The 19,779-nt window shown below is 47.8% G+C and carries 19 protein-coding genes and 2 tRNA genes; 20 read left to right on the forward strand and 1 reads right to left on the reverse strand.

Annotated elements, in window-relative coordinates; translation table 11 throughout:
• Nucleotides 1-2 precede the first annotated feature (2 nt).
• The 17 genes from rseP to SYN_RS07665 all read left to right on the forward strand — a co-directional run bounded on the left by rseP (nt 3) and on the right by SYN_RS07665 (nt 16,600).
• Nucleotides 3-1,103: an RIP metalloprotease RseP gene (gene rseP / locus SYN_RS07585; RefSeq protein ID WP_011417493.1), complete on the forward strand. Its 1,101-nt coding sequence runs from the start codon at nt 3-5 to the stop codon at nt 1,101-1,103.
• A gap of 6 nt (nt 1,104-1,109) precedes the next feature.
• Complete coding sequence (gene tsaB / locus SYN_RS07590) at nt 1,110-1,832, forward strand: tRNA (adenosine(37)-N6)-threonylcarbamoyltransferase complex dimerization subunit type 1 TsaB (protein ID WP_011417494.1); 723 nt, start codon at nt 1,110-1,112, stop codon at nt 1,830-1,832.
• Between the two features lie 199 nt (nt 1,833-2,031).
• Entirely contained in the window at nt 2,032-2,673 is a 642-nt protein-coding gene (locus SYN_RS07595) for a phosphatidylserine decarboxylase family protein (RefSeq protein ID WP_011417495.1), read from the forward strand.
• Between the two features lie 32 nt (nt 2,674-2,705).
• On the forward strand, nt 2,706-3,437 hold the full coding sequence (gene pssA / locus SYN_RS07600) for a CDP-diacylglycerol--serine O-phosphatidyltransferase (RefSeq protein ID WP_202943538.1): 732 nt from the start codon (nt 2,706-2,708) through the stop codon (nt 3,435-3,437).
• A 150-nt stretch (nt 3,438-3,587) separates the two neighbouring features.
• The gene (locus tag SYN_RS07605; protein ID WP_011417497.1) at nt 3,588-4,604 is read left to right on the forward strand and encodes an aspartate-semialdehyde dehydrogenase; all 1,017 of its coding nucleotides are present in this window, start codon (nt 3,588-3,590) and stop codon (nt 4,602-4,604) included.
• A complete protein-coding gene (gene rsmD / locus SYN_RS07610; RefSeq protein WP_011417498.1) occupies nt 4,601-5,173 on the forward strand; it encodes a 16S rRNA (guanine(966)-N(2))-methyltransferase RsmD in 573 nt (190 codons plus the stop codon). Before SYN_RS07605 ends, rsmD begins: the two co-directional genes overlap by 4 nt.
• Nucleotide 5,174: 1 nt before the next feature.
• Nucleotides 5,175-5,672 carry a pantetheine-phosphate adenylyltransferase gene (gene coaD, locus SYN_RS07615; protein WP_011417499.1) on the forward strand — a complete coding sequence of 166 codons (498 nt, stop codon included), beginning with the start codon at nt 5,175-5,177 and terminating at the stop codon, nt 5,670-5,672.
• A 29-nt stretch (nt 5,673-5,701) separates the two neighbouring features.
• The gene (locus SYN_RS07620) at nt 5,702-6,871 is read left to right on the forward strand and encodes a pyridoxal phosphate-dependent aminotransferase (protein ID WP_308732996.1); all 1,170 of its coding nucleotides are present in this window, start codon (nt 5,702-5,704) and stop codon (nt 6,869-6,871) included.
• Nucleotides 6,872-6,929: 58 nt separating this feature from the next.
• A complete protein-coding gene (locus SYN_RS07625; RefSeq protein WP_011417501.1) occupies nt 6,930-8,327 on the forward strand; it encodes an amidophosphoribosyltransferase in 1,398 nt (465 codons plus the stop codon).
• A gap of 277 nt (nt 8,328-8,604) precedes the next feature.
• Nucleotides 8,605-9,672, forward strand: coding sequence for a flavodoxin-dependent (E)-4-hydroxy-3-methylbut-2-enyl-diphosphate synthase (gene ispG / locus SYN_RS07630; RefSeq protein WP_011417502.1), 1,068 nt, complete (start codon nt 8,605-8,607; stop codon nt 9,670-9,672).
• A gap of 95 nt (nt 9,673-9,767) precedes the next feature.
• Nucleotides 9,768-11,504, forward strand: coding sequence for a proline--tRNA ligase (locus tag SYN_RS07635; RefSeq protein ID WP_041584864.1), 1,737 nt, complete (start codon nt 9,768-9,770; stop codon nt 11,502-11,504).
• Between the two features lie 116 nt (nt 11,505-11,620).
• Nucleotides 11,621-13,792 (forward strand): RelA/SpoT family protein, encoded by a 2,172-nt coding sequence (locus SYN_RS07640; RefSeq protein WP_011417504.1) that lies wholly within the window; start codon nt 11,621-11,623, stop codon nt 13,790-13,792.
• A 202-nt stretch (nt 13,793-13,994) separates the two neighbouring features.
• Nucleotides 13,995-14,585, forward strand: coding sequence for an N-acetylmuramoyl-L-alanine amidase (locus tag SYN_RS07645; protein WP_237671338.1), 591 nt, complete (start codon nt 13,995-13,997; stop codon nt 14,583-14,585).
• Between the two features lie 57 nt (nt 14,586-14,642).
• Nucleotides 14,643-15,365 carry a ribonuclease PH gene (rph, locus tag SYN_RS07650; protein ID WP_011417506.1) on the forward strand — a complete coding sequence of 241 codons (723 nt, stop codon included), beginning with the start codon at nt 14,643-14,645 and terminating at the stop codon, nt 15,363-15,365.
• On the forward strand, nt 15,362-15,979 hold the full coding sequence (locus tag SYN_RS07655; protein ID WP_041584865.1) for an XTP/dITP diphosphatase: 618 nt from the start codon (nt 15,362-15,364) through the stop codon (nt 15,977-15,979). The genes rph and SYN_RS07655 overlap by 4 nt, the downstream gene beginning before the upstream one ends.
• 6 nt (nt 15,980-15,985) lie before the next feature.
• Nucleotides 15,986-16,062 (forward strand) — tRNA-Pro (locus tag SYN_RS07660).
• Between the two features lie 244 nt (nt 16,063-16,306).
• Nucleotides 16,307-16,600: a hypothetical protein gene (locus SYN_RS07665; protein WP_041584866.1), complete on the forward strand. Its 294-nt coding sequence runs from the start codon at nt 16,307-16,309 to the stop codon at nt 16,598-16,600.
• Between the two features lie 304 nt (nt 16,601-16,904).
• Here SYN_RS07665 and SYN_RS07670 read toward each other — a convergent pair.
• Nucleotides 16,905-16,980: transfer RNA gene (locus tag SYN_RS07670), tRNA-Lys, on the reverse strand.
• 240 nt (nt 16,981-17,220) lie between these two features.
• Here SYN_RS07670 and dtd point away from each other — a divergent pair.
• The 3 genes from dtd to guaB all read left to right on the forward strand — a co-directional run bounded on the left by dtd (nt 17,221) and on the right by guaB (nt 19,776).
• Complete coding sequence (dtd, locus tag SYN_RS07675) at nt 17,221-17,670, forward strand: D-aminoacyl-tRNA deacylase (protein ID WP_011417510.1); 450 nt, start codon at nt 17,221-17,223, stop codon at nt 17,668-17,670.
• Nucleotides 17,671-17,685: 15 nt separating this feature from the next.
• Nucleotides 17,686-18,165 carry a DUF1285 domain-containing protein gene (locus SYN_RS07680; RefSeq protein ID WP_011417511.1) on the forward strand — a complete coding sequence of 160 codons (480 nt, stop codon included), beginning with the start codon at nt 17,686-17,688 and terminating at the stop codon, nt 18,163-18,165.
• Nucleotides 18,166-18,315: 150 nt separating this feature from the next.
• Nucleotides 18,316-19,776 (forward strand): IMP dehydrogenase, encoded by a 1,461-nt coding sequence (guaB, locus tag SYN_RS07685; protein ID WP_011417512.1) that lies wholly within the window; start codon nt 18,316-18,318, stop codon nt 19,774-19,776.
• Nucleotides 19,777-19,779: the final 3 nt, after the last annotated feature.

A 19,779-nucleotide genomic window follows, 5' to 3' on the forward strand; every position in this document is an offset into this window, starting at 1 on the left:
ATATGATCGGACTCAGTATCATATCAGTTGTCATATTGCTGGGTGTTCTTATTTTTGTACATGAATTCGGGCATTTTATCGCGGCGAAATATTCCGGAGTCGGGGTTCTGAAATTTTCCCTTGGTTTCGGTCCGAAGCTCATCAGTCGCAAGATTGGTGAGACCGAGTATCTTCTGTCACTCATTCCTCTTGGAGGGTATGTAAAACTTTTAGGCGAATCCCCGGATGACCTTCTCTCTCCTGAACAGGAAAAACGGTCTTTCCTGAAACAGCCTGTCTGGAAGCGCATCATCATCGTGGCTGCGGGACCGGTCTTCAATTTTCTCCTGGCCATCCTTATTTTTAACATAGTCTATATGACAGGGGTTCCGGTTCTTGCGCCGACTGTCGGCGGCATCGAACAGGGAAGTGCTGCCTGGAAGGCGGGCATCAAGGAAGGCGATTCCATTCTGACCGTAAACGGCAGAACCATATCCCAGTGGGACGAACTTGCTGAGGAGATCGGCAGAAGTAAGGGTAAAGCAGTGAAGCTGCGGATCGGGAATGGTGAGCCCCCCAGGGAAGTGACACTTGTCCCCCAGTTAATGAAAGGGACGAATATTTTCGGGGAAGAGGTGGAAAATTACCGGATAGGAATCAGTGCGTCTTCAAAGATTCTGATCTCCAGGACGGGACCCTTGAATGCCTTCTGGATGAGCCTCAAACAGACATGGACAATCACAAAGCTGACCATGGTCAGTATAGTAAAAATGATCGAAGGGGTGGTTTCACCTAAAAATCTTGGAGGGCCTATCCTGATTGCTCAGATTGCCGGCGCTCAGGTCAAGGAAGGAATCACCCCCTTTGTCCTGTTCATGGCACTGCTCAGCATCAATCTGGCTGTTCTGAACCTTCTGCCTATCCCGGTTCTTGATGGAGGACACCTCATGTTCTTCATTATTGAGCTGGTCATCGGGAGGGAAATCAGTATCCGCTGGAGGGAAGCGGCCCAGCAGGTGGGACTGGTTATTCTGGTCCTCCTTATGGCTTTTGCTTTTGCTATGGATATAAGTCGCTTGAACATCGGATTCATCGATGAATTTTTTAAAATGATCGGCAGGTAGAAAGACATGATGACGCTCGCGCTGGATACGTCCTCCAAAACTGTGGGAATTGCCCTTCTTGATGGAGAGGAAATTCTTGCGGAGACCTTTTTTAACCTGAACGTGAATTCATCTCTTCTACTGCTTCCGGCCATCGAGGATATGTTCCGGATAACGAACGTGAGCGCGGAACATATCGACCTCTGGGCCTGCACTGTGGGACCGGGCTCCTTTACCGGTTTGAGAATCGGAGTCGGTACGGTAAAAGGTCTGGCTCTGGCGACGGGACGACCTGTCGTGGGGGTTTCCACCCTGGAAGCTCTCGCTTTCAATGGCGTTGACGCCGGGATGATGATCTGCCCCATGATGGATGCACAGAAAAATCAGATCTATACAGCTCTTTACTTTCCTGGTTCCGGATATTCCCTGAAAAGAATCGGAGATGAGCGAAGCACCGATCTTCAGACTTTTCTGGTATCAATCGATGAAAATGTGCTGTTTATCGGCGATGGGGCGCTCAAACACCGGGATCGCATCAGCGAGTTCCTTCCATCCCAATCCTGTTTTGCCGCCCCTCATCTCCATGCTGTCAGAGCATCTTCCGTCGGGCTGTTGGGCCTTAAATATCATGAACGAGGCGAGACCCTTGATCTTTTAACCTTCACACCCCGCTACCTCCGTCTTTCCGAGGCGGAATTGAAACTGGCGCAACAGAATATCCAGGCCGGACCGGAAAGTGAAAACGGTTGATATGCAGATCCATTCATGGAAGGCGGCTTCGATTCAAAACAAGAATCATTGACAAGCCTCTTCAATTAAGATAAGTCAAGGTTCCTTTTTAAATTAAACAGAAATCATTGAAATATGTAGAAATCTCTTGAATTCATGAACCGTTTTCTCCGTATCCAGGCTCAAAATCTGATTATCTCTCTTGCAGGATTCTTTCAATATGAAACATGACAGTTTCATAGCGCGTGAGGGCATTCCTTTTATTATCGCTTTCGGCCTGACCACCCTGCTTGCCGTTTTTTTCCTGGAACAATCCTGGATTGCCGTCTTACCTCTAACCGCCACATTATTCACATGCTGGTTCTTCCGCAATCCGGAAAGACATACGCCTGAGGGTGAAAAACTCATTGTTTCGCCTGCGGATGGAAAAGTGATCCGGATCGATGAAGACTTCCATCATGAAATGCTTTCTCAGCCCTGCAGCAAAGTCAGCATTTTTATGAATGTATTTAACGTTCATGTGAATCGGGTTCCTTATTCCGGAAAAGTGACAAAAATCAGCTACAGCCCGGGGAGATTTCTTTCCGCCAACCTGGATAAGGCCTCGGAACAGAATGAACGGAATGCCATTCTGGTTCGAACCAGTGATGGAAAGGAAATTATGACCATCCAGATCGCGGGGTTGATCGCGAGAAGAATAGTTTGCTGGGTAAGAGAGGAAGATGTTGTGAAAAGGGGTGAACGATTCGGGATGATCCGTTTCGGTTCAAGACTTGAAGTTTTTATGCCGAAAGAAACGAAAATACTGGTTACTGTCGGAGAAAAAGTGAAAGCAGGCGAATCCCCTCTGGGGACGTTCTAATGAAGCAGGGGGACAAATTGGGCAGAGGCCGCATGAAAAAAGGGGTTTACCTCTTACCGAATCTTTTCACATCGGCTAATCTTTTTTTCGGATTTTATTCAATCATTTTATCAATAAGGGGATCATTTGCCCAGGCGTCGTTCTTTGTTCTCATATCGATTGTTCTTGACAGTCTGGATGGACGGATCGCTAGGATGACCAACTCCATGAGTAAATTCGGCACTGAATACGATTCATTGTCCGACCTCGTCGCCTTTGGGGTTGCGCCCGCAGTGATGGTTTATTTATGGTCCCTTTCTCATTACGGCAAATGGGGGGTTGTGGCGTCGTTCTTATTTGTTCTTTGTGGAGCTCTGCGTCTGGCACGCTTCAATATTCAGATCGGCATTGTGGAAAGTAAAGTCTTCAATGGTTTGGCCATACCTGCCGCGGCAGCGGTTGTTGTAACTGGAATACTGCTTTATGATTATCTGGTAGGCAAGGGGTCCTTTCCTCATGTCCTTATTCCAGTTGCCGTGGTCGTCCTGTCTTTTCTGATGGTCAGTAACGTGAAATATTACAGTTTCAAGGATCTGAACTATTTCGCCAGAAAGCCTTTCATGTCTTTTTTTCTGATTGTGATTGTCTTACTCATTATTGTGGCTGAACCTCAGATCATGGTCTTCATATTTGCATTAACATACTGCCTGTCCGGCCCTGTTTGGATGCTTTTCAGAATCCTGCGCCGTTATCTCGATTCGCGAATGCAGGCTTCAAAGCCGTAACGGCCCAAAGAAAGGATGCAGGAAATAATTTATAAGTTCATGTTTTTAAAAGGGTGCCTCAATGAATCTGATCGGTCCGGGGTGTCGGCTGAACGGAATTTTATCAATCATCGATAATGAAATATCGATGAAATAAGGAGAACCAGATTAATGAAGTCATATAATGTAGCCGTAGTCGGAGCAACAGGCGCTGTAGGCAATGAAATGATTCGGGTTCTGGAGGATCGCAATTTTCCTGTAAAAGAATTGACTCTTCTGGCGTCGGAAAGATCCTTAGGGGTTGAAATTGATTTTCATGGAAAAGCGATTCCGGTCAAGGTGCTTGATGAAAATTCCTTTGCCGGCATAGACATCGGGCTTTTTTCAGCGGGGGGCAGCGTCAGTGAACGGTACGCACCCGTTGCCGCAGCCGCGGGATGCGTGGCTATCGATAATACCAGTGCCTTCCGGATGACGCCGGAGATTCCTCTGATTGTGCCCGAAGTCAATCCAGAAGCCATTGCTCAGTACCGCAATAAGGGAATTATCGCCAATCCCAACTGCTCGACGATTCAGATGGTTGTCGCGCTCAAGCCGATTCACGATGCTGCGCGCATCCGGCGGATTGTTGTGTCCACCTATCAGGCCGTATCCGGAACGGGAAAGAAGGCCATTACGGAGCTGGCTGAACAGACCCGGGCTTTGATGAGTTGTCAGGAAATCCAGGTTAAGGTCTATCCTCATCAGATCGCCTTCAATTGTCTGCCGCACATCGACGTGTTTCTTGACAACGGCTATACCAAGGAAGAGATGAAGATGGTCAATGAAACCAAAAAAATCTTCAATGACCCTTCCATTGCGGTGACGGCCACGACAGTCCGGGTTCCCGTTTTTTACGGCCATTCGGAATCCGTAAATATCGAAACGGAGAAAAAAATTACAGCGGAAGAGGTAAAAAAACTGCTTGCTGCGGCGCCTGGCGTCAAACTGGTTGATAATCCGAAGGAAAATTCCTATCCCCTGGCGATCTACGCGGCGGGGCAGGACGATACCTTTGTCGGTCGTATTCGTGAGGACGAATCGATTCCGAACGGTATCAACATGTGGGTCGTTGCCGATAATATTCGAAAGGGCGCGGCGACAAACGCCGTTCAAATCGCTGAGGTCCTGATTCGGGATTATCTATGAGAATCATCGGGGGGCAGGCAAAAGGCAGACGCATTGCTGTCCCCCCGGGATATGCCGTCCGGCCGACATCCGACCGGATCAAGGAAGCTCTGTTCAATATCCTGGGGCCGGTGGAGGGTCAAGAGTTTCTCGATCTTTACGCCGGAACCGGAAATGTGGGAATGGAAGCACTGAGCCGTGGCGCCGACGTGGTTGTTTTTGTTGAAAAGATAAGCGTTCTCGTGACATCTCTCAAGAGGAATCTTGAACAGTTCGGTTTCCAGGGACGGTACCGAATTTTTCGGATGGAAGTCGAAAAAGCCGTCGCACACCTGGCTGAGGGTGGGATGTGTTTCGATTTGATCTTTGCAGATCCGCCATACAGAAAGGGGTTTGTTGACAGAACAATCGGCTTGATTAAAGATTACCCGTCAATTTTGAGGAAAGACGGCATGCTGGTTCTTCAGCACGCGGCGAATGAAACAATTGAAATAAAAGAGGATATGGCACTGGATGTGGTCGACGTGAGGAGGTATGGGGATACCCTCCTGACATTTTTGAATATTCAAAATAAAGTAGAAAGGGGATGATATGAAGAAGATTGCTGTTTACCCCGGTTCTTTCGATCCTATTACGAATGGTCATCTCGATATCATTAAAAGGGGCTTGTCGATGTTTGACGAGCTTATTGTCCTCATTGCATACAACGCAGCAAAGTCGTCTCTGTTTACTGTTCAGGAACGGATAGAAATGATTCAGGAAGCACTCCATGACAGAAAAGGTGTCCGCGTCGACAGTTATGACGGTCTTCTGGTGGATTACGTCCGCAAAGAAGGGGGAAATGTCATTCTTCGGGGGCTGAGAGCCATGTCAGAGTTCGAATATGAGTTTCAGCTTGCTTTGATGAATCGTCGCCTGAATCGCAACATTGAAACGGTTTTCCTCATGACAGGCTATAAGTGGTTTTATACAAGCTCGACAATTATCAAAGAGGCCTCCCGCCTTGGAGGCTCTCCGAAAGGTCTTGTACCGGAGGTGGTTTTCAGAAAAATGCAGGAAAAATATCCACTAATGAATAAGGGTAAATGATGATTATGAAACTGGCATCAAGAGTATCTATGATAAAACCTTCACCGACGCTGGTCATAACCGCAAAAGCCGGCGCCCTGCGTGCTGAGGGGCGGGATATCATCGATTTCGGGGCAGGGGAACCGGATTTCAATACCCCCGATCATATTAAGATGGCTGCCATCCATGCGGTGGAATCCAATTTTACCCGCTACACGCCTGTCGGAGGAATCGATGAACTGAAAGACGCAATCATCGGCAAGCTCAAAAGGGATAATTATCTATCCTACAGACGATCGGAAATCATTGTCTCCTGCGGAGCCAAGCATACGCTCTTCAATCTTTCCCAGGCTCTTTTTGACGAAGGGGATGAGGTCATCATTCCAAGTCCCTACTGGGTTTCCTATCCGGATATCGTTCTTTTGACGGGCGCCCGGCCTGTAATCGTGGAAACCAGAGAGGAAAACGGCTTTAAAATGACGCCCGCTGAACTGGAAGCGGCGATCACTAAAAACAGCAAAGCCGTCATAATCAACAGTCCATCAAACCCGACGGGCTGCGTCTACTCGAAAGAAGAACTTGCCGCCCTGGCTGAGGTGGTACTCCATCATCAGCTGATTGTCGTTTCCGATGATATTTATGAAAAAATTATCTATGATGATTTTCCTTTCTGGAACATAACCGCCGTCAACCCGTCATTGAAAGACCTGACTGTCGTCGTCAACGGGATTTCAAAGGCCTATGCCATGACCGGATGGAGAATCGGTTATGCCGCAGCTCCCGAATTTCTTATCGCGGCCATGGCAAAGATTCAGAGTCAGAGTACATCCAATCCCTCCTCGATTTCCCAGAAAGCTGCAGTGGAAGCTCTGACCGGCGATCAGCAGATTATTGCCGGGATGGTGGCAGAATTTCAAAAACGACGTGATTACGTGGTTTCAACACTGGAGAGTTTCGACGGCATTTCGTGCCTGGAGCCCCAAGGAGCGTTTTACGTCTTTCCCAATGTGGAGTCCTTGTATGGATTGCGCTGCGGAAATAAGAAAATTTTAGATTCGACAACACTGGCGGAATATCTTCTTGATGAAGCCGAGGTTGCCGTAGTGCCGGGCATTGCATTTGGGAACGACCGGCATATCCGTATTTCCTACGCGACATCCATGGCTCTTATTGAAAAAGGGCTGGAACGAATACGGATGGCCTTGAAACGGTTAAGTTGACCATAAATTTGAATGATTAAGTTTAAAAAAATTATAAAATTTTACAGGTAAACATGCCATGGGCGGATTATTCGGGGTTGTTTCCAAGGGAAACTGCATAAAGCCTCTTTTTTATGGAACAGATTATCATTCCCACCTGGGAACGGAAAACGGGGGGCTTGCCGTAATCGGAGAAAAAAGTTTTCATAAAGCCATACACAGCATCAGTCAGGCGCAATTCAAATCGAAATTTATCGATCATTACCGTCAGATGAGAGGGACGGCCGGAATCGGAGCCATTGACGATGAATCGCCGCAGCCTTTGATTATCCGCTCCAAATTCGGCACCTTTGCGATTGCTGCTTCGGGTCTGGTCACCAATAAGGATCGTCTCGCTCATGAACTGCTTCAAGAGGGAACCTCATTCAGTGAAGTGGCGGGAGGCGCCGTCAACACAGTCGATCTAGTGGCAAAGCTGATCAGCCGGAGTACAAGCCTCGTCGAGGGCATTGTGCAGATGCAGGAAGTCATCGAGGGCTCAATCTGTGTTCTGATTTTGACATCGGAAGGCCTCTATGCCGCGAGAGACAAATATGGCCGATTTCCTCTGGCATTGGGAAGGGAAAGAGATGGAGACGGGTACGCCGTAGCGACGGAATCCAGCTCGTTTCCCAATCTGAACTATGAACTGGTGAAATTTATCGGTCCGGGAGAAATTGTTCTGATGACCGCCGACGGCTACAGGACCTTGCGGCCTGAGAATCCGGAAAAGAAAGTCTGCGCGTTCCTCTGGATTTATACCGGCACGCCTTCCTCCTCTTATGAAGGAATTTCAGTGGAAAACGCAAGGGAACACTGTGGGCGGGCTCTGGCTAGAGAGGACAGCATTGCGGCTGACCTGGTCTGCGGCATACCGGATTCAGGCGTCGGGCATGCCCTGGGATATGCAGCGGAATCACGAATTCCCTATCGCCGACCTCTGGTCAAATACACGCCCGGCTATGGTCGGAGTTATACGCCTCCCACTCAGGATATCCGTGATCTTGTGGCCACCATGAAACTGAGTGCCATTCGTGATGTCATCAAAGACAACCGGATGATCGTCTGCGATGATTCGATTGTACGAGGCACGCAGTTGAAAAATTACACCATAAAGAAACTGTGGGATAACGGCGCTCGAGAGATTCATATTCGGGCCGCCTGTCCGCCACTCATGTTTACATGCCCTTATGGATCATCAACACGCTCTCTTTCGGAGCTGGCTGCCAGACGCGCCATCCGGGCCATCGAGGGAAAGGATCCTGATGACGTTGCACCGTATCTTGATTGCCGTTCGGCGGAATATGCCAGAATGGTCGAATGGATCCGCAAAGATTTGAACGTGACGACTTTGAAATACCTCAATATTGAATCCATGATCGAAGCCATCGGCCTGTCGAAAGATCAGCTGTGCCTTCACTGCTGGCGGGGGCACTGATCTTTGCTCTACAGAAGGCCTTCCACAGAACCCTTCATTCATGGCAAGAAAAGGCATGTCCTGCGCTCCTGTTGAATGGAAACCCTCTGAGTCAACCTGGAAACCCTCACCACCATAAAAAATAACCTGCCATGAATCTGAAAAACGCGGCGAGCGGCAGAAATATGTCGCTGCTCCCGTAATCATTTCATTCCAGGAACTTCGGATATTCCTCATTGAAGGTGTTTATGCCTTTGTGCTATACCGATTAGCAAATATCAAAGTATAAGGAATTTCATTGAATAACCAGGTCAAGAGAAGAAAGACCAAAGCGGTCAATGTCGGAAAGGTTCAGGTTGGTGGAGGGGCCCCGGTTGCCGTTCAGTCCATGACCTGCACGGATACACGCAACGTCCGCGAAACGATAGAGCAGATTGAAGCCCTGGAAAAGGCCGGCTGTGAAATTGTCCGGGTGGCAGTGCCTGATGCTGAAGCCGCTTCCGTATTGGGAAAAATAAAAAAGTCCATTTCCATTCCCCTGATTGCCGATATCCATTTCAATCATCATTATGCCCTCATGGCCATCGAGCAGGATGTTGACGGGATTCGGATCAATCCGGGAAATGTGGGTAAAAAGAATATTGCGGAAATTGTAAGGGCTGCAAAGGATCACAATACGGTCATCCGGATCGGTGTGAATGCCGGATCGCTCGAAAAGGAACTGCAGGAAAAGCACGGCGGCCCAACAGCCCATGCGCTGACAGAAAGCGCCTTGAACAATCTTGCCTTTGTTGAGGATATGGGTTTTGACCGGATCAAACTCTCCCTCAAATCATCCCATGTTCCCACCATGATTGACGCTTACCGGCTTGTCGCGGATAAAACCGACTATCCCCTTCACCTGGGTGTGACCGAAGCGGGCACTCTTGTCACTTCCGCTGTCAAGTCCTCCATCGGCATGGGACTTCTCCTGCACGAAGGGATAGGCGATACCATCCGTGTTTCAGTCACCGGCAGTCCGGTTTTGGAAATTGGAATCGCTTACGACATTCTGCGCGCCCTGGATATTCGCAGAGTAGGGCCGGATATCATTTCCTGTCCCACCTGCGGACGCTGTGAGATCGATCTTTTTGGCCTGGTTGAGCAGGTCGAGCACTCCTTGTCCGGAATGAAAGATTACATGAAGATAGCCCTCATGGGATGTGTCGTGAACGGTCCAGGCGAGGCGGCTGAAGCTGATGTCGGCATTGCGGGCGGCAGGGGAATGGGCCTGCTTTTCAAAAAGGGGCAGGTGATCCGTAAGATAAGAGAGGAAGAATTTGTCAAGGCTTTGCTTCAGGAAATACAGGAGATGACAGGGGAATAACTCGTATATTGAAGTGAGCGCCGGGATCGGCAGGGTGTGTGCCCAACCCGAGCGGCTCGCTGTTTTTATCATTTATTAAAAATCAAGGAGGCCAAATGCGATATTCGGAAATGTTCCTGCCTACAGAACGGGAAATACCTTCAGATGCAGAGGTTGTCAGTCACCAGCTCATGCTCAGGGCGGGGATGATCAGAAAATTGTCAGCAGGAATATACTCCTATCTTCCACTTGGTTACCGGGTTCTTCGCAAGGTGGAACAGATTATCAGAGAGGAAATGAACCGGGCGGGCGCTCAGGAAGTATATCTGCCTATGGTTCAGCCGGCGGAACTCTGGCAGGAGTCGGGACGCTGGGAACATTATGGAAAGGAACTTCTGCGCTTCCGGGATCGGCATGATCGGGAGTATTGTCTGGGTCCCACTCATGAAGAAGTCATTACGGATCTGGTCCGTCATGAAATCAAGACGTACCGGCAGCTTCCCAAAAACCTTTACCAGATCCAGACCAAATTCCGGGATGAGATTCGTCCCCGTTTCGGAGTGATGCGCGGTCGGGAATTCGGAATGAAAGACGCGTACAGTTTCGATGCCGATGAAGAAGGAGCAGAAATCAGCTATCAGAAGATGTTTGAAGCCTATAAACGAATCTTCGCCCGCTGCGGTCTTCGCTTTCGTCCAGTCGAAGCGGATTCGGGGACGATTGGAGGAAGCTTTTCCCACGAATTCATGGTGATGGCCGATTCAGGCGAAGACGGACTGGTATTCTGCGCAACATGCTCTTATGCGGCCAACCTGGAAAAGGCAGAGGTCCATCCTCCAGAAAAGATGGAAATCTCCAATGATGAAATGCTGCTGCTGACGGAGGTTCATACGCCCAATGCGCGGACAATTGACGAAGTCTGTGCGTTTCTTAATGTGACGCCGCAGGAGATTGTCAAGACGCTGATTTTCAATGCAGACGGAAATCCTGTAGCTGTTCTGGTTCGCGGAGATGAAGAGGTCAACGAGATCAAGGTCAAGAATTATCTCAAATGCCAGGAGCTTGAACTGGCCATGGATGACATGATTCAGGACGTCACGGGCGCCCCGCGCGGGTTTGCCGGGGCCATCGGCATAAAAAAGGCCAGAATTCTGGCGGATTATTCGCTGCTGAACATGAAAAACGTCGTCATGGGCGCCAACAAAGAAGACTATCACCTGCGGAATGTCAACGAAGGCCGAGATTTCCAGATATCGGCTTTTGCGGATCTGAAGGTTGCCAGGGAAACGGATTCCTGCCCACGCTGCCAGGGGGCGCTTAAATTCGCCAGGGGAATCGAAGTCGGACATGTATTCAAACTGGGAACAAAATACAGCAAGGCCATGGGGGCTTCCTATCTGGATAAAAATGGAAAAGAGCAGATCATGATCATGGGTTGTTACGGGATTGGCACCGGCCGGACCGTGGCGGCCTGCATTGAACAGAACCACGACGAGAACGGCATTGTCTGGCCGATGCCGATCTCCCCTTATCAGGTGATCATCACACCGGTAAACATGAATGATAAGGCCCTCGCCGAGACAGCGGAACGTCTCTATGAAAGTCTGGCCGGCAAGGGCGCGGAAGTGCTTCTCGATGACCGGGACGAACGGGCCGGCGTCAAATTCAAGGATGCAGACCTCATCGGAATACCGATCCGAGTGACGGTCGGGCCCAAAAAACTGGCCGAAGGTAAAGTGGAGGTTCGTTTGCGGGATACAGGCGAGACATCCGATGTCCAGGTGGATTCCGTTGAAAAGATGATCCTTCGCGTCATTGAAGGAAAAATGAGCGAATCATATTTAATCTTTTGAATGTATTGTGAATATCAGAAATATTCGATTCCATACATTCCCATACATCAACAATTGATTGTTATATTATGTATCATTGGCAAAACCGGCTTCATCAGCAATAAAGAAGGGGCTTCATGCTCAGGATTACAGATATCCTCGATAAAACACAGGAATATCTTACTCCCATAGAACAGGAGTTGATTGAAAAGGCCTATATCTTTTCGGCATCCGTCCATCAGGGGCAGGTGCGTCTCTCCGGCGAGCCCTATATGACCCATCCCATGGAGGTTGCAGGCATTCTGTCTGACATGGAACTTGATGCGGCGACTATAGCAACGGGACTTCTGCACGACACCGTGGAAGACACCCTGACAACTCTTGAACAGATCGAAGAGCTCTTTGGGAAAGATGTCGCGTTCCTTGTCGACGGACTGACAAAGATCAGCAAGATTACCTTCAGCAGTCAGGAAGAACGTCAGGCGGAAAATTTTCGCAAGATGATTCTGGCCATGTCAGCGGATATTAGAATTCTCCTTGTGCGTCTGGCGGATCGTATCCACAACATGAGAACCCTCGAGTTTCATACACCTGAAAGACAGAAGTATATAGCAAAAGAAACCATGGAGTTATATGCACCTTTGGCCAATCGTCTGGGCATCTATCGAATGCAGGTTGAACTTGAAGACATTGCGTTCCGTTACCTGGATTACGAATCATACGCAAATCTGTCTCGGCGCATTGCGTTGAAGCGGGAAAAAAGAGATGAGTATACCGAGGAAGTCAAAAGCATAATTCAGGCAAAACTCGATGAGTACGGCATGAAAGGCGTCGTTGAAGGAAGGGCAAAGCATTTCTGGAGTATTCACAAGAAGATGCATGAGCAGAAAATCAATTTTGACGAGGTTTATGATTTGACTGCCTTCCGCATCATTCTGGATTCCGACAAGGAAAAAGATTGTTACGAAGCCCTCAGCATCGTTCATTCTCTGTGGATCCCGGTACCCAGAAGGTTTAAGGATTATATCGCCATGCCGAAGGCGAACAACTATCGTTCACTTCATACGACCGTCATCGGCCCCTATGGCCAGCGGGTGGAAGTCCAAATCCGAACGAGGGAAATGCATGAGTGGGCGGAGGAGGGGATCGCCGCTCATTGGCGATATAAGGAAAAACGATCGCTTCCAGGGGATGACGAGGAACAGATTCGAAAACTTCGCGAGTTGCTGGAAGTTCAGCAGGAGTTGAAGAACCCTCGTGAGTTCATGTCAAATCTCAAACTGGCGTTGTTTCCGGATGAAGTTTATGTTTTTACGCCTGGGGGAGATGTCAGGTCATTCCCCAAAGGGGCCACGCCGATTGATTTTGCCTACAGCATCCATACCGATGTGGGACACCAGTGCATCGGTGCGAAGGTCAATCGGAGTATCGTTCCCCTTAAATATGAACTTAAAAATGGAGATATCGTTGAGATTATCACTCAGGCTGGCCATCATCCCAGCAAAGACTGGCTGAAGCACACGGTAACCTCCAGGGCAAGATCGAAAATCAAGAACTGGGTCAAGGCGGAAGAAAGCAAAAAAAGCATCTCCCTTGGAAAGGATCTTCTGGAAAAAGAGTTCAGAAAACATTCACTTAAATTCAGCTCGATCGTCAAATCTGATGAAATCCGCGATCTCTATAATGAATTATCTGTCAATTCACTGGATGATCTTCTGGCCCTTGTGGGATACGGCCGAGTTTCCGCGAAACGGATCGTTAATTATTTTGTCCACGAAGAGATCGGTGTCAGTGAAAAACCTCCTGACGAAACCATATCCAGGAAAGGTAAAAGAGACGCCTCTCAAGGGATTTCCATAACCGGTATTGAAGATATCATGGTGCGGTTTGCCAAATGCTGTGACCCGATCCCCGGTGATGAGATCGTCGGGTACATATCGAGAGGGCGAGGCGTAGCCATTCATACCGTTGATTGTGAACGGTTGCAGGAACTGGATTCAGAACGGATCATCGATGTCTCCTGGAGTGCAAAAGCCAGTCAGACCTACTCCGTAAATATGGTCGTCACCTGTAAGGACCAGAAAGGTATTCTGGCGGAAATCAGTTCAGCCATTTCATCACTGGATGTCAATATCAGCTCGGCGAGGGTTGAAACCCGAAAGGATGGTCGAGTCATTTGTTTTTTCCGGATCGATGTGACCGGGTTGAGACAGTTGAATGCCCTCACTTCAGCAATCAAACAGCTCAAAGATGTCATTTCTGTGGAGAGGGTTCATCAGACTAAAGAGCAACCCCGGCCATCCGATTAATGTCCCCCACTTATTTATTGACAGGTGTTCGTTTTTTGCTGTATGAGAGGCACACCTCATTGAGCATGATACAGGGAAGACAATCCGGCATATGGTAAATTCGACTTGCAAAAATAAAAGAGCATTCTGTGCGGTTATTCTTCTGTTCGTTTTTTCCCTCCTGCCGTTATCCATCTCACCGGCATACGGAGGTCTGTTTGTGATGATTGATCCCTCCCATGGTGGTCCAGACCGGGGCGTCAAATTTTCTGATGAATTCTATGAAAAAGATGTGACCCTTGCCATTGCCCTGATGATTCAAAAGGAACTCGCGTCGACACCGGCAATCCGTGTTCAGCTTACTCGAGACACAGACAGGGAACTGAATATTCAGGAAAGAGAACAGATCGTTCGCAGGGCGGCTCCTGATGTGTTTATCAGCCTCCACATCAACGCGGGATTTGGGAAAAAGGCATCGGGTTTTGAAATTTATTTTCCCGGATTCAAAGGACAGACGCAGGGCGACTCAGGGGATTCTTCCGTAATCCTGAAAGATATGCAACGGAATAAATACCTTAATGACAGTGTCCGTCTTGCCTATATCCTGCAGAAGAATCTGGAACAGGTGTTTCCGCGGAAGGGCAGGGGGCTCCGAGAAGCACCAGTTCCCATAATTGAAGGCATAGCCAAACCGGCACTGGTTATTGAGCTGGGTTTCGTTTCCAATCCGGAGGACCGGAAAAAGATCACTGAAAGGGATATCCAATCTTCTATTGCCGACGCGATCAGCAGGAGCATAAAAGAACTTTACTGATCACGGGTCTTTTTTTCAGCGTCTCATTCGTAACTTTTATACAGGGGCATCGGAATATTGAGGAAAAATCGTCGTCATGAGGATGAACTTCGGGAAGTGAAAATCACCCGGAATTATTTGAAGCACCCCCAGGGGTCAGTCCTCATTGAAGTCGGGGATACAAAGGTAATCTGTACAGCGGCATTGGAAGCAAAGGTCCCGCCCTTTCTGAGAAATTCAGGAAAAGGTTGGTTGACAGCTGAATATGCGATGCTTCCCATGGCTACCCAGGAACGAAACCAGAGGGAATCTGTGCGGGGCCATATCGGGGGAAGAACTCATGAAATCCAGAGGCTGATTGGCAGATCCCTTCGAGCAGTAACCGATCTGGACAGTTTGGGCGAGAATACCGTCTACATTGACTGTGACGTCATTCAAGCTGATGGGGGAACAAGAACAGCGTCCATCACAGGAAGTTTTGTGGCCTTGGTTGATCTTTTCCGAAAAATGAAGGAAAAGGGCATCTGCGAGACCATGCCGATACGGGATTACGTGTCCGCAGTAAGTGTGGGCGTCGTTGACGGTCAACTCCTGCTTGATTTGGAATACGAAGAGGATTCGCGTGCGGACGTGGATATGAATGTGGTCATGACGGGCGCAGGCGAATTTATTGAAGTGCAGGGAACGGCGGAAAGGGTTCCTTTCGGGCGGGACAGACTGACCGCAATGGTCGAACTGGCTGGAAGAGGAATCAGAAAGTTGACGGAAGTTCAGAGAGAGATCCTGGGAGGACAGATCTGAGAAAAAAAGTCGTTTTCGCATCCCGCAATGAAGGAAAGATCGGGGAAGTACGTGCAATCCTTGAAGGTCTTGATATCGATCTGGTTTCATTGGCAGAGTATGACCATGTCCCAGAGGTCATTGAGGATGGGTCTTCTTTTTTTGAAAATGCTCTGAAGAAAGCAAAAACGATTTCCGAATTTACGGGTGAAACAGCACTGGCTGACGATTCCGGTCTGGAAATCGCTGCCTTGAATGGTCAACCTGGAATTTACTCCTCCCGTTTTGCCGGTGAAGATGCCGACGATGATCGTAACATTGATAAAGTTTTGGATTTATTGGCAAATACTCCCTTGAAGAATAGGACCGCAGCTTTCCGGTGCTCGATAGTTTTGTATTCTCCTGAAGGAAGCTATGAAGCTTTTGAGGGTCGATGGGACGGTCTGATCAGCGAAGCCCGCCAGGGAAGCGGCGGATTCGGTTACGATCCGATATTTTATGTCCCGGAATTCAAAAAAACCGTAGCACAGTTGACGTCACAGGAAAAGAATCGCTTGAGTCACCGGGCAAAAGCCCTTTTCGCACTGAAGGAGAGCTTGCGGACTCGATTGGAACTGAATAAAAGAAGTTTGTAAATCATCCGGGGCGTAGCGCAGCCTGGTAGCGCGCCTGCTTTGGGAGCAGGATGTCGCAGGTTCAAATCCTGCCGCCCCGACCAGTAAAAAAGAAAGGGCTGACGAGAATCGTCAACCCTTTCTTTTTTCCCGCAATGTTTGGTGTCCTGCCTCATCAGGAAATGGACTTTCAGGAAGTTTTTGATATATAGTGATTTTGTGTTCAGGTTAAGTTCAGTACAGAACACTCTCTTTTTTTGATTTCCCAGTCTTCTTAAATTTGTATGGAGAGAAAGGGAAAGATTGGACAGAAGAGGCTTTGAACTTTTGGAAAAAGGAGGTCGAAAATTGAATATCGAAAAATTGTTTTCAATAAAAATCATGGAGGGACGGATCAAGGTTACACCATCGGAAGAGCTGTTATCGATGTCAAGGGATCAACAGATAACTACCCTTGAAAGCGAATTGCGAAAGTATGAATCTAAACTGCAGAACATCAGCAGGCCGCCGGAAGAAAATGAATTCAGCGAAAAGGAGGCCGATAGAAACTCAGATATATATGAAGTTGAATTTATAACTGTTATACTCAAAAACATGATAAAGCAATTCCGGGAATCACATTGGGAGCATCTTAAATTATAAAGATAATAGCGTGTTTCATTGAGTCAATAGAAACTGCTTCCACGAGTCAGTTTGTTCCATCGTTTTACACGGTTTAATTTAGCTGTATCTACCTCCGTTTTTTTTATTATTTCGTTTGAGTCTCCAGATATCTTTTGCCTTTTTCCCACATGCGCATTTTTTGAGTGTTTCTTGAAGTATGCAATGATTCTTTGTTGTCATATTTTGTTTTAAAATTTGTTTTTGACGCATCGAACTATACAATTATTTGGATATTCAAAAAGCAAAAGGACTTAAGCCAGATTGACCAAGTCCTTTATCTTATTGGTGAGCCCTGTCGGGATCGAACCGACAACCTACTGATTAAGAGTCAGTTGCTCTACCAGCTGAGCTAAGGGCCCACTTATTTAATAACGCACAAACTAAGATAATCCAGTTATCAGCAACCGGATTTCTCTTGGAGGCTAAGCTATATATAGATAAAAATTCATGTTGTCAACAAAATATTTCGATACAGAAAAATGGAAAAGTATCATTAATACTGCATTCATGACAACATTAAAATCCTTCGGAGAAAATGCTTGAAGGCTGTTTTCATTATTGATAACATGCACCCCCATTAAACTGGGAAGGACGGAAGCGTGAGGGCGGTTGTTCAACGAGTCGATAAAGCCATTGTTAAAGTAAATGATCGGATTGTTTCCGATATTTCAAAGGGGATGCTTGTTTTCCTCGGCATCGAGAAGGGGGATGACTTCTCCGATGCGGATTTCCTTCTGGAGAAAGTGATTAATTTAAGAATCTTCGAAGATGAAGAGGGAAAGATGAACCGTTCTTTGTCAGACATTTCCGGGGAAATGCTTGTCGTTTCGCAATTTACACTTCTTGGAGATTGCCGAAAGGGCAGGCGGCCATCCTTTACATCCGCGGAAGACCCGGAACGGTCAAATATTCTTTATTCGCATTTCATTAATCAGGCATCGGAACGGATCCCTGTGGTCAAGTCAGGAATATTTCAGGCGATGATGAAGGTCAGTCTGGTCAATGACGGACCGGTAACAATGCTTCTTGACAGTAAAAGGCTTTTTTAAGAAAGAGAGGCTTTTATGACTGAGGATTTAAAAAATGAAATCCCTTCGATAGATATCAGGATAGACAAAGACGGTGTCTGGTACTACAAAGGAAACGAAATGATCCGAAAGGACATTCTGGAGTTGTTCTTTCAGAGTCTGGATATTGACCAGCAGGGAAGATATCTGATCAAGAAAGACCAAGAGACTTTTTATATTGAGGTTGAGGATGTTCCTTTCACGGTCATATCCATAGAACCTGCATCCAATGAAAAAGAGGGAGCCATGAGTTTCAATATCCTTCTTTCTGATCAGAGCGTCGAAAAACTGGATCCGACCACGTTGCGTCAGGGAGAGGAAAACGTTCTTTATTGCTCAATTAAAAACAAACGCTTCGAAGCCCGTTTTACAAGAAAAAGTTATTACCAGCTTGCAGAATATATTCAATATGATAGAGAAAACGATCGTTATTTCATAACCATCAATGACAGTCGTTACAACATTTCATCGAAGTAATACCAAAACCAGTAATGCGTGATGTCTGTGGCGGCTCTATTATTTTTAAAAAAGACGACGAGAGCCGACTGCCATAGTTTATTTTTTCAAATTTGAGCTGCTCAGAAGGGGCTGGAGCCATGAGTCGCTTTTCCTTCCCGGAGGTTTAATATGTTAGATGATCATGTAAGACAAGCATTCACATTTGATGATTTACTGCTTTTACCGTCGGAATCACAAATACTCCCTCGTGATGCAGACCTTTCGACGTGGCTTACGAATCGGATAGCCCTGAAAATACCAATCGTTGCGGCTGCAATGGATACGGTCACAGAGTCTGCCACAGCCATTTGCCTCGCCCGCGAGGGGGGGATCGGTATTATTCACCGCAATATGAGCATTGAAAGGCAGGTCCTTGAAGTCGACAAGGTTAAAAAGTCGGAGAGCGGAATGATTGTCGATCCGATTACCATCGAACCCGAACAGAAAGTCAGTGAAGCCCTTGATTTGATGCATCGCTACAAAATATCCGGTGTCCCCGTGGTTAAAAATAAAAAACTTGTGGGTATTCTGACAAACCGTGATCTGCGCTTCGAAGAGAATCTGCATCAGCCGGTATCAAACGTCATGACCAGGGAAAATCTGGTGACGGTGTCCGCCAACATCTCTCTGGAAGAATCCAAAAGACTGCTTCATAAACATCGGATTGAAAAACTTCTGGTGGTTGATGAATCCTATAACCTGAAAGGCTTGATAACGATCAAGGATATTGAAAAGATCAAAAAATATCCCAATGCCTGTAAAGATTCCCTCGGACGGCTGCGAGCGGGGGCAGCCGTAGGAATCCTGGACCGGGAAGCACGGGTTGACGCCCTGTTGAATGCTGGTGTGGATGTGATTGTAATCGATACCTCTCATGGTCACTCAAAAGGTGTTCTCGACGCAGTGAGGGATACAAAGAGCAATTTCCCCAATTGTGAACTGGTCGCGGGCAATGTAGCCACCGCAGAGGGAGCGCAGGCCCTGATCGACGCGGGTGTCGATGCCGTGAAGGTTGGCGTGGGACCCGGATCCATCTGCACGACGCGCATCATCGCCGGTGTAGGGGTTCCTCAAATCACCGCAATCGCGGACGCATACAGGGTATGTGCCCGCAATAATATCCCGGTTATCGCCGATGGTGGGATAAAATTCTCCGGAGACATCGTTAAAGCGCTCGCCGCGGGAGCCCATTCCGTCATGATCGGCGGTCTTTTCGCGGGAACCGAAGAAAGTCCCGGAGAAACCATCCTGTTTCAGGGGAGAAGTTATAAGGTCTATCGCGGCATGGGATCGCTTGAAGCCATGAAAATGGGCAGTCGGGATCGTTATTACCAGGACGATATAGAAAGCAACCTGAAGCTCGTTCCTGAAGGCATAGAGGGCAGGGTGCCTTTTCGAGGCTCATTGTCCGCAAGTATCCACCAATTGAAAGGCGGAGTCCTGGCCGGCATGGGTTATGTGGGATGCCGGACAATAAAGGAACTGAGGGAGAAAGCGCGCTTCACAAAGATTACATCGGCAGGCCTTCGGGAAAGCCATGTCCATGACGTGATCATTACAAAGGAAGCACCTAATTACTGGCTTGATTGAAAA

The organism is Syntrophus aciditrophicus SB, from assembly GCF_000013405.1.
GTDB classification, from domain to species: Bacteria; Desulfobacterota; Syntrophia; order Syntrophales; family Syntrophaceae; genus Syntrophus; species Syntrophus aciditrophicus.

What these genes read in the sequence shown, in the direction of transcription:
- rseP (WP_011417493.1), top strand. Translation starts at nt 3, where the DNA reads ATGATCGGACTCAGTATCATATCAGTTGTCATATTGCTGGGTGTTCTT.
- tsaB (WP_011417494.1), top strand. Translation starts at nt 1,110, where the DNA reads ATGATGACGCTCGCGCTGGATACGTCCTCCAAAACTGTGGGAATTGCC.
- SYN_RS07595 (WP_011417495.1), top strand. Translation starts at nt 2,032, where the DNA reads ATGAAACATGACAGTTTCATAGCGCGTGAGGGCATTCCTTTTATTATC.
- pssA (WP_202943538.1), top strand. Translation starts at nt 2,706, where the DNA reads ATGAAAAAAGGGGTTTACCTCTTACCGAATCTTTTCACATCGGCTAAT.
- SYN_RS07605 (WP_011417497.1), top strand. Translation starts at nt 3,588, where the DNA reads ATGAAGTCATATAATGTAGCCGTAGTCGGAGCAACAGGCGCTGTAGGC.
- rsmD (WP_011417498.1), top strand. Translation starts at nt 4,601, where the DNA reads ATGAGAATCATCGGGGGGCAGGCAAAAGGCAGACGCATTGCTGTCCCC.
- coaD (WP_011417499.1), top strand. Translation starts at nt 5,175, where the DNA reads ATGAAGAAGATTGCTGTTTACCCCGGTTCTTTCGATCCTATTACGAAT.
- SYN_RS07620 (WP_308732996.1), top strand. Translation starts at nt 5,702, where the DNA reads ATGATAAAACCTTCACCGACGCTGGTCATAACCGCAAAAGCCGGCGCC.
- SYN_RS07625 (WP_011417501.1), top strand. Translation starts at nt 6,930, where the DNA reads ATGGGCGGATTATTCGGGGTTGTTTCCAAGGGAAACTGCATAAAGCCT.
- SYN_RS07635 (WP_041584864.1), top strand. Translation starts at nt 9,768, where the DNA reads ATGCGATATTCGGAAATGTTCCTGCCTACAGAACGGGAAATACCTTCA.
- SYN_RS07640 (WP_011417504.1), top strand. Translation starts at nt 11,621, where the DNA reads ATGCTCAGGATTACAGATATCCTCGATAAAACACAGGAATATCTTACT.
- SYN_RS07645 (WP_237671338.1), top strand. Translation starts at nt 13,995, where the DNA reads ATGATTGATCCCTCCCATGGTGGTCCAGACCGGGGCGTCAAATTTTCT.
- SYN_RS07680 (WP_011417511.1), top strand. Translation starts at nt 17,686, where the DNA reads ATGACTGAGGATTTAAAAAATGAAATCCCTTCGATAGATATCAGGATA.
- guaB (WP_011417512.1), top strand. Translation starts at nt 18,316, where the DNA reads ATGTTAGATGATCATGTAAGACAAGCATTCACATTTGATGATTTACTG.